Origin of the sequence: Endozoicomonas sp. (genome assembly GCF_965196975.1) — a bacterium.
In the GTDB taxonomy this organism is placed as follows: domain Bacteria; phylum Pseudomonadota; class Gammaproteobacteria; order Pseudomonadales; family Endozoicomonadaceae; genus Endozoicomonas.
The window spans coordinates 5963580-5978749 of the sequence record NZ_OZ239981.1 but is presented as its reverse complement, the minus strand read 5'-3'; the positions used below and the strand labels follow the sequence as shown (position 1 = coordinate 5978749).

Below are 15170 nucleotides of genomic sequence, written 5' to 3'. Positions count from 1 at the left end.
GAGCACTATTGTTTCAATCATTCAGAGAGAGCACCCTGAGCAGCGGCTTTCACTCCTTGGGGAAACTCAGCGGTGTTCCGTTTACCACAAGGACATACTTTAACGTCTGCCCAGTACGCGGTAACTTCAAATTCTCCGGGTCTACCTGGATCAAAAACCTGTCGCTCAATGTATTTGGTGGGTTTAATATCGATAAGCGAAGACTGGCAACAGCAACATTTTTCAACCTTCAGATGCCTGACATAATCGGGTAAGGCGACACGTCTCAAACAAGAGCCTTGATGACCTTTCTGGCCACCTGGTTTATTGCCTGAAGATGGTCTAAGGCTTTTGGGGTTCGGTGTTTCCTGTGAGGAGCAGGGGGCTTCTTTGGAAGATGTATCACCTTTATCACTCCCTTTTTTACTGGGCTTTTGATAACCATCTGACGATGGTGGCTTACTACTGTTTTGACTGTTTTTATTAACCCTTTCTTCCAGTTCGCTGCAACGTTCCCGTAAAAGCGCATTCTCGGTCCGAAGCTCTTCATTCTCTTTAAGGAGAGCTTCGGTAAACGGAGTAGCTGGGAAGTCTGGTTCCATACTGGAGATTTGTTAGAAAAATTGAGTATAAGATGATGGTCGAAAAATCAGAAAATTCCAGATTTATATGAAGGGTGCTGAATAGTTACCTTATATCAAGCATTTATCGGACAGAGTAGGTGCATTAATTGAAGACCAGCAAGACACTCACTACCACCTTCCTCCACTAAAAGAGCCTGTTGAAACAATAGCCATTGGTCTGGATGGAACCTGCATGCTGCTTTGTGAAGAAGGCTGGAGGGAAGCCATGTGTGGGACATTGAGCCTATATTCTGCAGATGGAGACAGGCTCCACACGATATATACAGCCAGTTCGCCAGAGTATGGTAAACAAAGCTTTATGAGCAAGCTCGACGAGGAGATTGCAGATCTAAAACGACTCTACCCAAATGCCACATACATCGGGGTAGCTGACGGGGCTAGAGAAAACTGGAGTTATTTGAAACAACATACCTCTGGGCAGATACTCGATTTTTATCATGCATCTGAATATTTAGCTGGAGCAGCGGAAGCACTGTTTCCAACCAGTAAGGCGAAGCGACACCAGTGGCTTGAAGACAGGCTACATAGTTTGAAAAACAAGCGTGGAGCAGCCAAAAAAATCCTTCAGGAAATTGAATCAGCCGAGCTCCCGAAAAAGACAATCGCACTGACAGAGAAGCGCTACAAAGCTGTGAGCTATTTTACAAACAATCACCAGTTAATGAATTATCATCAGGCGCTTAAACGCCATTGGCCAATAGGTTCAGGAGTTACTGAAGCGGCTTGTAAGACTCTGGTAAAGCAACGATTATGTGGTTCTGGAATGAGGTGGAAAGCAACAGGAGCGGAAGTGCTTTTGACAACAAGAGCACTGATCCAGAGTAAGGGGCGCTGGGAACAACTTTGGTCTGAGTTCATGACTGGAAAGGTTGAAGCTAACCTATGAGTCAGTTATCAAATTGAGAGAGCACCCGACACCAGCAACTGGCCAGTGTCAGCATCAGTAAGACAGGAACAACACTTTGGACGGGGAGGTGCATGACATTACTGAATAGCGAGAACAATCTATCAGGCTAGTCGGCAAGAACGCTACCAGCAAATTTGCACCAGAATATGATGTTAAAAAAACCAGACAAAGAACATTAAAGTCAGTTTGATTACGCAACATAAGAAAGACGTTTTCTAAACAACAGTCATCTGACTCTATGAGTATTTTGGCCTGATCTAGTATTTGAGCCATGGTGACTACCCGAGAGTTTCTTCCAGTCCGCACTCTGCACAATATCTCTATCAGCAATACGCTCCCTCAGTATTTTTTTAAACTCCTTTATCTGATTTTCAGAATACTTATCTGCATTTTTAGCGATCTCTTTCAGAATTTGTCGATGTTTTGTGTGACAAGGAGGAAAACTTCTAATTTCTTTTATGATTTCTTCAAAGGTTCGATGTACTTGCACATCAGTTGCATCTGCAGGTAGATCATATAATGTAGGCTTTTTAGGAGGCTGACCACCTGCTCCACCAGATGCCCCACCCATTTTTCCAAAGAAGTTATCATATGCAATCAGCATTGATGCAGGCCTGTAACCTGGTGTCTTGTTATTTGCAGAATGTCTTTCCCCCTTAGGACTGCCGGCATCATTGTTATCACCATCATAAACTTCGACCATAGTAGGGTCATAATGCCGTGCAGGATATTCAGCCAAGATCCTCTTATTTGAATAGAAATTTGAGTTTGCTTTTAAATGACTAACACCATTCTTGGCATAGCAAACCCCAAGTTTTGAATGAATACCACAGCTTTGCATTTTCGAAGTTTGGCACTGCCGATTATCTCCAGATACACTGAGAGTATATTTTGAAGGCGGCGGTATTGTACAAATTGTCATTAATCTCGGATCCCCCTTCTCTTTTGACTTTCATAGATATACGCGATGTGCGACTTTGTCTGAAACTATCTCAAATTACTAGCCCGGATATTTCATAAACTGCCCCGAATCTCGGGCAGGACTTTGTCGCCCTAAGGGATTTTGTGAGGGAGTGCCGTACCGGGGAGTACGGTCGACCGAGCAAAACTCCCTTAGGGCGGCAAAGGACAAGCGAGAACGGGAGCACGTTTATGAAATATCCGGGCTAGCATGATGGTAAGTCCAAGTTGTATCTTCAAAATCACGCAATTATTTGCTTTCCGTTTTTTAATCTTCGGAAATAAGGTTCTCAAACTGTATTGCAGGACGACCAGCAATTATATTCAGATAAGAACCAATATTATGTGCCAGTAACTTCCGAGCGATACGTGATGTCATATGCCATCTATCTCGACAATGGCACTTTTCTATTTCAAAGCGCTCTGTCAATTGACCTATCACTGTTTCTATTCTCCGTCGTACCCGTAATACCAGCTTTACAAACGACTTCGGACGTTCATCTTGCATGTTTTTTCTCAGTGGCGTCTGAAGATCAATACCTAATTCCTGACAATCAGCTTTAAACTCAGGCCTTATATAGCCCTTATCGCCAAGCAAGAGGCCAGAAATGGTCTCGAGCATGTCATAGGCTGCATCACGCTCATCTACGTTCGCTGCGGTCAGAGTAAAACCCACAGGAATCCCTCGTGCTTCAACCAGCAAATGCCCCTGAAAGCCATAGAACTTCTTGTCCTTGGAAGCGCAGTAACCATAACCAGCCTCAGCTTTAAAGATACGGCTCTGTGGTGCACGGGTTCTGACGACAACATCAATCGGAAAACCATCGATTAAATGGATATCTGCATTATCTGCATGCATCATCTGGACTATACGAATTTGCAGTCGTTGTTTCACATGCCATAAGTTGGCGGCCTGTTTGACAAATGCCGAGCGTGAAGGAATGTCAGGAAACAGGTGTCGCCAGTGTCGGGTAAAATACTTCCAAATCTCAGTGTCCTTATGATGCCCAAGCCATTCACCGACAACTTCCATGGTGATCGCTTCACTATCAGTGAGCTTTGGTGGAAACCCTCGAAGTCGCAGTGGTACAGGAAAAAGCTCTTTTACCAAATCGTCGATCAAGCAGTAGACTGTAGTGATAAACTCTTCAACGGGCATGACTGAAACCTTCTTTGCTTTCTACTGCTTTTAATAGCAGAAAGCAGGATCAGTCATGTCTCCTTATGCAAACCTAAAAGTCGCACATGGCGTAGATATCTAAAAAAGAGAACGCACCATCTTCCTTTTCCGAAACGTCCACCTCTGAAATATCGGAAGAACCTTCACAGATCAGGTCTGCTTCTGACTGAAATTCTTGAGAGTCGTGCCAGTCATTCGAAGACTCAAGCTCCGAAAGGTGCTTCTCAAATTCAGCTAAAAACTCTCTTTCAGTCGTATCGGCTAAAGACTGAGAACTACGGTAATCCTCGCATTCTTCAGCAACTTTTGATTCCCAGAGAGTATCTGTCTCTATGTCTGTCTCTATGTCTGTTTCTGCTTCAGAAGATAGGCCACAATTATAATTAGAATGACTCCTTTCTAAACTCCACTCGCCCAACCCCTCATTCATTAATTCATTAAGTTCTTTTTGTTGTGAGACTCTAGAATTATGATGATTAATACTGTTCTCTCTTGCTAAGGGAGCTCTTGAATGATGACTATTAGCCTGAAGGGCAGTAGATCTTCGCTCACCAGCATTTTTTGCACCACTGGTATGAAATGGCTGATGATTAGTGTACCTTCTTGATACATGATCAATTTCTTTTCTACTTAAAGGCAAAGCCTCCTGATGCCGGGAATAATTTGACTCTGGCTCCACCTTCCCTCTAGATTGTTCGCACCTTGCTTCATGTAAAGCCTGCCTGGCACCTTCTTGCTTAAGTTTAGCCTCAGATCTTGCTTGTTCTTTTTTATCCCGTGCATCTTGTTTCTCTATAGCTTTGCGCTCTCGCTTTTCAGGCTTTGTTTCATGTGGCGATCTTTTTTCTCTGGCAGCAGTATCATCAAAATTACTTTTACAACCCGCATGTGATTGCTGACCTGCCATTACAGGCTTACGACTTCCCCGAGAGCACTCATCTACCGAATGATTTTCGGTTTTGGGAGACCCACTATTGGAAAGCAAAGCCATTAGCGGCAATAATTGTCTGGGATCAGAGCCTTTTGTAGTGAAATCTCTTAAATTTTTATTATCCGGAACATACTCCCTATGCCGTGGTAAATGATTAACAACTCTATGGCTACTAACGTCAAACGTGTTATGACTCACCTTTTGAACCGGACATTGGCGAGTAATCTCAGATGAGTGATGAGAAGGTTGAGAATTACTCTGTACTGAATGAATTGTCATAAACTACCTAGTCTAATCGGTTAAATCCTTTTAGTTATCAGAGGAAAAGCTAAATATAGACCAGAAAAGAAAATTTCAAATTGAAAAAGAAGTAAGCCACAAACAAAAAGAAAAGCAATGCCCCTAATTTGGGCATTGCCAATCATTGGAGGTGGTGAGCAGCAAGATAAAAAACTGTGTAAGGGAAATATGAGTTCCTTATTTTAAAGAAACTGACTCCGAAATCTCATAGACTAATTCTTCTATTGAGTCACAATCTTCCTCTTCGTTTCCAGCAACAATAACAACAACCTCTGCTTTTACCAGAGCATCTACCTTAGCTGCCCACTGCTCATCATCACTACTAAGCACAAATGTGTAAAACCCACGATCAAACAGTTGTCGTTCAATGGCGTTCGCATGCAGCCTGTTGACTTTGAAAACACCGCCTTTCTGACCCAGGCGTTGCTGGCGATGGACTCTGGATACGGTATCCAGATCATGAGCACGCTCACTGATACCACGCACCATACCAGCCGCAACGGTGGCGTTACTGAGTCGATCAATAACGATAAAAGCACCGGTCTGGCGGTTACGCTGGTAGCTGTCTACAGGCACCGCCCGAGTCAGCCTGAGATGACACAAACCAATTTCATTGAGTGCCAATTGTTCTGCAGAGTGATGGGCCAGCGAGTTTACATCAACCCGGTGGTCAACCCCGGCAAAACTGCCCGGCACCTTGCCGGCAGAAAATTTAATCTGATATTGCCTGCCAGGGCTCATGGGCTGCTCTGCCATCCAGACCAGATCCACATCCAGATCAGTAGCCACCTGTACACTGCTGTCCCGATGAATCAGCATATCACCACGGCTGATATCAATTTCATCCGCCAGAGTCAGCGTAACCGCCTGACCCGCATGGGCTTCCGACAAATCGCCATCCCAGGTCACAATACGTGCAACGCTGCTCACCTGTCCCGATGGTAATACCTTGACCTGGTCACCGGGCTTAACCTTGCCAGAAGCCAGCGTTCCCGAGAACCCACGAAAATCCATGTTAGGACGATTGACATATTGAACGGGAAAGCGGAAGTCATCCAGGTTACGATCCCGGGCAATTTCCACATTTTCCAGTACGTCCATCAGCGTACTGTCACGATACCAGGACATACGCTGACTGCGGTGAACAACGTTGTCCCCTTCAAGCGCTGACATTGGCACGAACTGGATATCCCCGAGCTTCAACGGCTCTGAAAAGTCGAGATACTGATTACGAATCTCTTCAAAGCGCGCCTTGCTGAAATCCACCAGATCCATCTTATTGATCGCCACGACAATATGCTTTATACCCAGCAAGCTGGCTATATAAGTATGCCGTCGTGTCTGGGTCAGCACGCCCTGACGGGCATCGATCAGAATGATCGCCAGATCACAGGTAGATGCACCGGTGGCCATATTTCTCGTGTACTGCTCATGCCCGGGTGTATCGGCAATGATGTACTTACGTTTTTCTGTAGAAAAATAGCGGTAGGCAACATCAATGGTAATGCCCTGCTCACGCTCTGCCTGCAGGCCATCCACCAGCAGGGCCAGATCCAGTTTTTCACCCTGAGTACCTACACGTTTACTGTCGTTTTCTACAGCGGCCAGCTGATCTTCATAAATCATGCTGGTATCGTGCAAAAGGCGACCAATCAAAGTGCTTTTACCGTCATCAACACTGCCACAAGTGAGAAAACGCAGCATCTCTTTCTGTTCATGACGGTTCAGGTATTCTTCGATATCGGTGGCAATAAGTTCAGATTGGTGTGACATCAGAAATACCCTTCCTGCTTTTTCTTTTCCATGGAGCCGGCACTGTCATGATCGATCACCCGGCCTTGTCGCTCAGAGGTTCTGGTCAGGAGCATCTCCTGAATCACTTCGGTCAGTGTATCTGCTTCAGACTCTACAGCACCGGTCAGCGGGTAGCATCCCAGTGTTCTGAAACGTACTTTACGCATCTGAGGCTCTTCACCCGGTTTCAGCGGCATCCGCTCATCATCCACCATGATCAGGTTGCCGTCACGCTCAACCACTGGGCGCTCTTTCGCAAGATACAGAGGAACAATAGGGATCTGTTCCAAGTGGATGTACTGCCAGATATCGAGCTCAGTCCAGTTGGAAAGCGGGAACACGCGAATACTCTCCCCCTTTTCAACCTGACTGTTATAGACATTCCAAAGCTCGGGCCTCTGGTTTTTCGGATCCCAGCGATGATTTTTGTCTCGAAAAGAGTAAACCCGCTCTTTTGCCCTGGATTTTTCTTCATCCCGGCGTGCGCCACCAAAAGCAGCATCAAACCCATATTTACCCAATGCCTGCTTGAGTGCCTGAGTTTTCATTACATCGGTATGTTTCGCACTGCCATGGGTAAATGGCCCAACACCCTGCTCCAGACCCTCCGGATTGGTATGCACCAACAGCTCAAGCCCCAGCCTTTCCGTCAGTTGATCCCGAAACTCAATCATTTCCCGGAACTTCCAGGTGGTATCCACATGCAATAAAGGGAAGGGAGGTTTTCCCGGATAAAAAGCTTTCATGGCCAGATGCAGCATCACGGCAGAATCCTTGCCAATAGAGTACAGCATGACAGGGTTTTCAAACTCAGCGGCCACTTCCCGGATGATATGGATGCTTTCTGCTTCCAGCTGTTTTAGATGATTGAAGTGTTGATCCGACATGCATTTCGACCCAAAGCGAAGTTATTGTTGTGCTCTAAGTGAAATACTATCAGCGAAAAAAGAATAATAAATTTAATATGTATACCGTTTTTACATATAAATATATCTCTTCTCCTATACGCCCCAGTAGATAGAGGATAACTTCCACCTTGCGAAAGAACAATCTAACTAAGTGAATTTAAAAGCTTTTCTAACCACCATCCGCCTTCAAAGCAAGCAATCCACTCCAAAAAAGCAGCACAACTCAGCAAATACAAATTCTGGCACCATGAACCAAAACGAGACATCAATGTCAAAAGAAGGAACCAGTTTCAAAAGCTCAGAGTTTTGAAATGCAACAAATAGTCTGCCAACAGCTATAAGGAAGTAATTTTATGGACAATACAGCACCAGTCATTACAGAAGCTCGACCGCAACCTCAACAATTTGCGGATTCCCAGAGCCATGCTGACCAGACCTCATTCTATACCCGCTATTTTGGAAACAGGGTAGTTAACACCCTATGTACAATTGCCTCCGCTGCTGCCCTCTATCTAATGCCTATCGCTGGCCTTGTGGTAAGCACAATTGTTGTCATCAAATTAATTTATGATCGAAATGTACGTGTTGTTCCACAGAATGAAGTTCAACCTATTGTCAGCCTTGCTAACGATGATGTTAGAGCTGCTGACAGCGGTCCTTTAGAAACGACTTCCGGGTCTCGCTGCGTCATTATTCCGCAAACAGGTCCCACTCCATCATTTACTCCTGAAGCCGAAGCGACACTCGCTGCTCAGACTGATGGTAAACCATGTCCCCCCCTGACTTCTGAAGAAGGGCTGCCATCAACCCAGATCCTGAAGTCCCCTGTTTTAGATTCTAAACCCGCTCTAGCAGCTGAATTAGAACCCCATGAGCCGAAAACTCGCAGACAAACACCTGATACAGCCATATCAGAAACTGCCTCACAACACTCCCTTACTGTTGATACAGACAATCCCATCAAAACCGCAATTGAAAGCATCAATAATCAAACTACGGACCGGTCAACCAGCCCTTTACCAGAACTCAGAACCTCTCAACCATTAGCACACAGCACACCAAGCACTTCACCTGAGGGGGCACTCGCAACATTATCTGATACAGAACCCACTGGCCGTGAACTGGTTCCAGCCAGTAGCACCTCGGCTTCCTCATTAAACGGTCAAAGTAACGACTTTAAAGCATTTTATTTTACTGTTGACGTGACATTCTCAGGAAAGAATGTCCAGGTAGGATTTAAGCCAGTGGACGGATCACAATTCCAGAGTCAATCTGGAACTATAGCTACATTAAGCATGCTACCAGAAAGTCAGAATGCATTAATGCCAGGCCAAAGTAATGAGCTACTAACGGGCCTTACCCCTTTAGAGCTAGCCTTTAAAGACGCAAATGGTATGCCCTCAAAGGCCGAGCCATTTGTATTTTGGGTATCTCGAGATTGGATTCGCAAACATATGAATGCAGGCCAAAATGGTGCATTTTTGACATTTAATAGAAAACAATTCAATAACCATCAACTGAGCCAACTACTAAAGCCAGCAATAGAAAATGGTCATCAACACCCAATGATCAATGGTGCTACTGTGAATGGAGTCGCCCCACTTCAGCGTTCTTTAAAAGCTGTAGATATCGAAAGCAGTAAATTAGCGGCACCAGAATTCGTACTTGAAAGTCACGACTCAACCTCGTTCGGTGAGCATTCAACTGAATCTTCTCCAAAAACGTTGTCTACACCACAGATTGTTGAGGATAAGCCTGTAGATCGATCCTTGCCGCCTGTTTCCATGGTAAAAGAACTGTGCAATTCATCATCTGAGCCGACAACGGACGATGAGTCTGATGATGACACGGATTCAATTAGCTCCACCGCTAGTAATAGTGAAGAGCTTTTTTATGGTGACAGTGATATTGATGACGTCTTAGGCTCATCATCCGAAGACAACTGGTCCTCCAGTGAGGAAAGTACTGAAGCTCAGGTCAACGATGAAGTATCATCACCCTCATCAGCAGTAGCAGCTATAAATAAAGAACAGACTGGACAGCTTTCAGTCGCAGTTATTACCTCTGATATACAGTTACCAGCTCACCTAAAAAACAGAAAAGATCAGAAAAAACCGAAAGCTCTAGAACAGGCCACTCCCCTAACCGCGCCTGCGACAAAAGAAAAAATCGATACAACCTTTGAAAAACTGTTTTGCTTCTTCCTTGGGCTGAGTGATAAGAAGAAGAACCCAAGCTGGGAGAATACAAATCCATACAAAGACAAAGAAACCAAAACAAAGTTAAAGACTAGGTATCTGGACAGATTTTTTACTATCGATCAAGTATTTGGGCAAGCCTGTGACCCTGTCAATCTAATTCGTTGTCTAATGGAGCCTTTCGATACCATGGATCCAAATATCCGATGGGGAGTCATGGCTAGAGCTGTAGAGCTTGATGATTTTGGAGCACTCATTAAAGGCAACGTAGAAAAAGGAAAATTAACACCAGCAGATATACCTGCAGAAAAACAAAGGGAACTTCTATGGACTGCAACAATGGAGGCTTACCTTAAATTTCTCGAGCGTTGCCAAAATGAATATTCAAGCACCAGGAAAGTAAAAAGAACAAAAGCTCTGCCCAAGAGCATCAATTTTGATCATATAGTTCTGCTAGCAAAGCTTAATTGCGATATTGAAAAATGCTCAAAACAGTTACAGTCTTTCACGACGCTTACAGCAGAGCAATTAACTGAGCAAAAGCAAAGCAGCCTCAGAGCATTGCGAACCAAAGTTTTAGAACTCCAAGCTAAAGCTAAAGAGGCTCTGACCATGCTAGACGCACTAGGAGTTGATAAGAAGTTAGTATCCAATATTTTAAATCCCTGCTCAGATAAAGCTGAAGATGACTGCAGCTCAAAAGAGCGGGAGAGTCATACACTTCATAAATTACTAAAACGCATTGACAAGAAGCTTGAAAACTTTTCATCTGAAACCATAGAGGAGCACCAAAACTCTTCAGCTCCAATGATCATGAGTGATGCCCAGACTACAGAGGTATCAAAAGCAGGACTTCTCAGTCAGGAAGCGCCCCCCCTTCTTGACAGCCATAACCTCGTTGAAGGTGTCTCTGAACCAACACCTGATAAACAAACTCGTAGTTCTGACGAAAGCTCTTCCTCAAGCGAAGAAGAAAGCGACGAACCGTCAGATTTACCTGTAAGTGGCACAGTTAGCCACACCGCAGCTACTCCTACTATCAGCCCTGCAGACTCTGACTTCTCAAGCGAAGCAGAAATCAAGACAATATACGACCATATCATACCTTTTTGTCTGAAGCTGCACAGAGGAAAAACGACAAATTGGCAAGGAGTCCATCCATACGGCGAAGAAAATTCAACTACATACATGAACCCTAAATACACAAAGAGAATGTTGAATGAGGTTGCTTTTGGCGCTGGCGCTGAGTTTATAAATTTTGTTAACACAGTAAATACACAAATAGTAAATATTCAGGATGAAAGAAGAGTTAAAGGCCTCCTTAATCTAATTGAACACCCCATAGTTGAAGGAAAGATAAACTTAAAGGGCACTGAAATCAGAGACAAGATGCTAGAAGTTACAAAAAAGCATTGTTTGAATTTCTTTGAAGCAGCTGCAAAACAATACAGCGAGAAAAATAAAACAGAAAACAAAAGAAAGAATACACCCCACTATACGTTTGATTTACTGTTACCATTACAAAAATTCAACTACGAATTTAGCCTGCTAGTAAGAGATGTTAATATAATTAACCATAGCACCCTAACGATTGAGGAAAAGATGGAGATGCTTTTGGATCTTCATGTGAGGGCTCATGAACTGCAAAGCAGACAAGAACAGCTTTACAAACGCTGTCTTGAAAAGAATATCCCCCTAAATAAGATAAGTTTTATCTTTGGAGGACTGGATTCCGACAAAAAACCCACAAGAATAGCGGAATTCCAAGAGCGAATTTCAAAGACATTACAAAAAACTATGGATCATGCTCATGAAACTCTAGAGCCTAATCATCCTTTTTGGGCTTTTGTGGACAATATTGAAAATACGACAAGGGACATACCTTCTCTTGCCGCCAGAGCATTTGATAAATGGGATATGCACTATGATAGCCTTTCAGTTCAAGGTATCACTCATTCAGGGACATTTGAGGCCATAAAATCCTGTGAGTCCGCAAGTATTTTAATGGAAGTTCCGCATGAAGAAGTCAGTGAACAAGTTAAAATGGATCTCAAACGTGAGGGCTATCGACTTCTACTATCATCTTCTGACGGAAAAAGTACTGAGTTAAGCCATCAAACTTTTTTAGATAAGCGTGGAGAGCATGCCGGCTCCGAACAAGCTGCAGCTGATGCAGCGTTAGATGAGATAACCCGTGGCATAGATGAGACTCTACTCAAGACAGACGCTCTAACAGAAAGCACTCGTTTAAAATTCAAATCAATGATTATGAGAAATTCCCACCAGGATGGGCTTGTGTTCCACACCCAATTATCAAAGATAGTCACAGACCATATATGTAAATCACTTCCAATGGATAACTGTGTTATCCAAGCTGACTCAGCGTCAAGAACCAGCTCATCACACTTTACACTCAAAGATAACAAGAAAACCCTTACAATGGTTAGAGAAATGGAATGGGATCTTAGACTCTATCAAAAAATGGAAGATGGTGACCTAGACCAGGTTACCTTGCCGCATCAAAAAAGGATTCGTATTGAAACTTCTCATGAGCTGGACCTTACAAAAGACACAGCCACTTGCAGTCCTGAAGAAATAGTTTCATTTACAGGACTGAAAATAAGTGATGTACCGGCAAAGGCATAGTTTCCTTTGATGGACCCAGTGTGGAAGCTCAAATACTCTTCCACTTACAGTGCTCAGCACATAAAAAAAGCCCTCTATTAAAGAGGGCTTTTTACTAATCAAAAATGATCAAAGCAGAATACTGCTGAAAACAAAGCCAGCAATCACAGAAAATACAATCGACAGTAAACCCGGGATCATAAAGCTGTGGTTAAACACGTACTTACCAATCTTGGTTGTGCCTGTGCTGTCAAAGTCGATAGCGGCAATGATCGGACCGTAGTTAGGTACAAAGAAGTAACCGTTAACAGCCGGGAACATAGCGATCAGGGAAGCCACTGGCAGTCCAAGAGCCACACCCAGAGGCATCAGTGTAGATGTGGTCGCTGCCTGACTGTTGATCATGATGGACAGAACAAACAGCGCGATGGCAAAGGCCCATGGAGCAGACTGCACCATATCGGAAATACCGCCTTTCAACAGGGCATCGTGGGCACCAAAGAAGCTGTCACCCAGCCAGGCAATACCGAAGATAGCAATGATCGCTCGAACACCGGCGATAAACACATCACCACGGCTTGCTTCAGTCACATCCGCTTTCGCCAGCCATACAGTCAGCGCAGCAACCGTCAACATGATGATTTCGATGGTGTGCGCCATGGACATGGCTGAACCGTTAAACTGAGGACGAAGCGCAGGCAGTGCACCCATCACAACCACCATCACCGCACCCAGCAGGAACAGCAGTACGGAGGTTTTGGCGCCAGGCTTCAGTTCTGATACAGAAACAGAAACACTCTCTTCAATCTTACGACGGTACTCAGGACCTTCTAAACGACGCTGATATTCTGGATCGTCTTTCAGCTCTTTACCCAGCTTATTAGTCACCAGAGCCGCCAGGAATAGACCAATAACCGTCGCAGGAATCGTAACGCCCAGGATTTGCCCCAGTGTCACGCCAAAGTTTGATGACATCACCGTCAGCATGGCTACGGTCGCTGCTGCAATCGGGCTGGCAACAATAGCCACCTGAGAGGAAATAACAGACATCGCCATTGGGCGCTCAGGACGAACACCGGTACGACGGGCTACTTCAGCAATAACCGGCAACACGGAATAAGCAACGTGGCCAGTACCTGCAAACATCGTGAAAACGTAAGTTACAGCAGGCGCCATGAAGGTAATGCGCTTTGGATTTTTTCTGAGAATCCGCTCTGCCACCTGAACCAGGTAATCCATACCGCCAGCGGCCTGCATACAGGCAACGGCAGAGACTACTGCCAGAATCATCAACATAACGTCAATGGGTGGAGACGTTGGCTGAATACCGAAAACAAAGGAGAGAATGGCAAGACCCACCCCCCCCATCAAACCAAGACCGATCCCCCCGATACGCGCACCAATCAGGATGCACAGAATCACGACGGCCAACTGCAGCCAGATCATAATTACCCCCAAACAACACAAAAGTGCTGTCCAAAACAACAAGACAAAACCGCCTCGCCGCTGTGGGAAATCCCTGAAGCTGAGAGAAAATGGTGTCCTGAGGACGGTAGAAAATCGAGAATAAAAAAATCGGTTTTGTAAGGTGAATAGCAAGCTATCTAACGAGCAAAATCGGATTTCCAGCCCAATTTAATGCCGCCACAATAGGGCAACATATTTTCGAACAGCCTCCTGGTAGCAGAGAGGCAGAGGAAAAAGTGAGGCAAGTGTACGAGAGTTATTTTTTATGCAGATTGACTTACAGCAACAATTTCAGCTGTGTTTAAATAATTAGTAAATTTGCTTTTCAGGGGTAATCACAGAAGAACAATCGGCCTGTTTTTTCTAACAATACGACACAAAGTTAATAAAACGATGAGGAACAGGCCGCTTTTAAGAAGGTTATTAGAGAACGTTATACCGGAGAGTCAATATCGACGAACTCATGCTCAATGCCCGTTTCGTCATGCAACCAGCGAGCCAGAGCCTGAACACCATAACGCTCAGTAGCATGATGACCTGCACTGATATAATGAATGCCATTCTCTCTGGCAAAATGCACTGTTGATTCTGAAATCTCACCACTGACAAAAGCATCCACCCCAAGGTTCAGCGCTTTATCAATCATGCTCTGAGCGGCCCCAGTGCACCAGGCAATGGTTTTGATGGGGTGGTTTCCTCCGGCAATCACCAGCGGGTCTCGCCCAAGCTTACTGGAAATCTCCTGACTCAAATCATCCAGTGACAATTTTCGCCCCGTTGTTCCCCAGTTACCAACCGGCAACTTGGCTCCTGGCTCCATTCCTCCCACCACATCCCACCCCATTAAGCGGGCAAGCTCTGCGTTATTGCCAAACGCTGGATGGGCATCCAGCGGCAGATGGTAGGCAACCAGGCTGATATTGTTCGCCAGCAGGGTTTCGATACGTTGGCGCTTTATACCCGTAATGACAGCATCTTCACCACGCCAGAAATACCCATGATGAACCAGAATGGCATCGGCCTGCAGCTCAACAGCACGATCAATCAGTGCCTGACAGGCGGTAACTCCCGTGACTATCTTCTTTATTGGAGAGTCCACTGCCCGGCTGGCATCGACTTGAATACCATTGGGGCAGTAGTCTTTAAAAAGGCCCGGCTGCAACTCCTGATCCAGTAATGCCACCATTTCTTTTAATGTCATATCTTGTGATGTCGGCGCCATCGGTTCTCTCCATCCATACATCGCTGTATATTAAGAATCATATTTTGTTGATCTC

The 15170-nt window shown here is 44.8% G+C and carries 11 protein-coding genes; 3 read left to right on the top strand and 8 right to left on the bottom strand.

The features are described 5' to 3' along the window. Positions 1 to 17: 17 nt before the first annotated feature. Entirely contained in the window at positions 18 to 581 is a 564-nt protein-coding gene (locus ACOCLE_RS26400; RefSeq protein ID WP_419534946.1) for a DUF6444 domain-containing protein, read from the bottom strand. A gap of 214 nt (positions 582 to 795) precedes the next feature. On the opposite strand from ACOCLE_RS26400, the gene ACOCLE_RS26395 reads away from it, so the two are divergent. Then, entirely contained in the window at positions 796 to 1509 is a 714-nt protein-coding gene (locus ACOCLE_RS26395; protein WP_419533971.1) for a hypothetical protein, read from the top strand. A gap of 247 nt (positions 1510 to 1756) precedes the next feature. Here ACOCLE_RS26395 and ACOCLE_RS26390 read toward each other — a convergent pair whose 3' ends face one another. The 5 genes from ACOCLE_RS26390 to cysD form a co-directional block, all read right to left on the bottom strand. Further along, complete coding sequence (locus tag ACOCLE_RS26390; RefSeq protein ID WP_419534945.1) at positions 1757 to 2371, bottom strand: hypothetical protein; 615 nt, start codon at positions 2369 to 2371, stop codon at positions 1757 to 1759. Positions 2372 to 2758: 387 nt separating this feature from the next. After that, the gene (locus ACOCLE_RS26385; protein WP_419533099.1) at positions 2759 to 3649 is read right to left on the bottom strand and encodes an IS982 family transposase; all 891 of its coding nucleotides are present in this window, start codon (positions 3647 to 3649) and stop codon (positions 2759 to 2761) included. Between the two features lie 73 nt (positions 3650 to 3722). Beyond that, on the bottom strand, positions 3723 to 4661 hold the full coding sequence (locus tag ACOCLE_RS26380; protein WP_419534944.1) for a hypothetical protein: 939 nt from the start codon (positions 4659 to 4661) through the stop codon (positions 3723 to 3725). Between the two features lie 417 nt (positions 4662 to 5078). Beyond that, entirely contained in the window at positions 5079 to 6674 is a 1596-nt protein-coding gene (gene cysN / locus ACOCLE_RS26375) for a sulfate adenylyltransferase subunit CysN (RefSeq protein WP_419534943.1), read from the bottom strand. After that, positions 6674 to 7582, bottom strand: coding sequence for a sulfate adenylyltransferase subunit CysD (gene cysD / locus ACOCLE_RS26370; protein WP_419534942.1), 909 nt, complete (start codon positions 7580 to 7582; stop codon positions 6674 to 6676). The genes cysN and cysD overlap by 1 nt, the downstream gene beginning before the upstream one ends. Positions 7583 to 7754: 172 nt before the next feature. Between cysD and ACOCLE_RS26365 the strand changes: the two genes are divergently transcribed. Next, positions 7755 to 7913, top strand: a complete 159-nt coding sequence (locus tag ACOCLE_RS26365; RefSeq protein WP_419534941.1) for a hypothetical protein — start codon at positions 7755 to 7757, stop codon at positions 7911 to 7913. 43 nt (positions 7914 to 7956) lie between these two features. Then, positions 7957 to 12447: a hypothetical protein gene (locus ACOCLE_RS26360; protein ID WP_419534940.1), complete on the top strand. Its 4491-nt coding sequence runs from the start codon at positions 7957 to 7959 to the stop codon at positions 12445 to 12447. Positions 12448 to 12555: 108 nt separating this feature from the next. On the opposite strand, the gene ACOCLE_RS26355 is transcribed toward ACOCLE_RS26360, so the two are convergent. Both ACOCLE_RS26355 and ACOCLE_RS26350 read right to left on the bottom strand, forming a co-directional pair. Next, positions 12556 to 13872, bottom strand: coding sequence for an anaerobic C4-dicarboxylate transporter family protein (locus ACOCLE_RS26355; protein WP_419534939.1), 1317 nt, complete (start codon positions 13870 to 13872; stop codon positions 12556 to 12558). Positions 13873 to 14326: 454 nt separating this feature from the next. Then, positions 14327 to 15115: a Nif3-like dinuclear metal center hexameric protein gene (locus ACOCLE_RS26350; RefSeq protein WP_419534938.1), complete on the bottom strand. Its 789-nt coding sequence runs from the start codon at positions 15113 to 15115 to the stop codon at positions 14327 to 14329. Positions 15116 to 15170 lie beyond the last annotated feature (55 nt).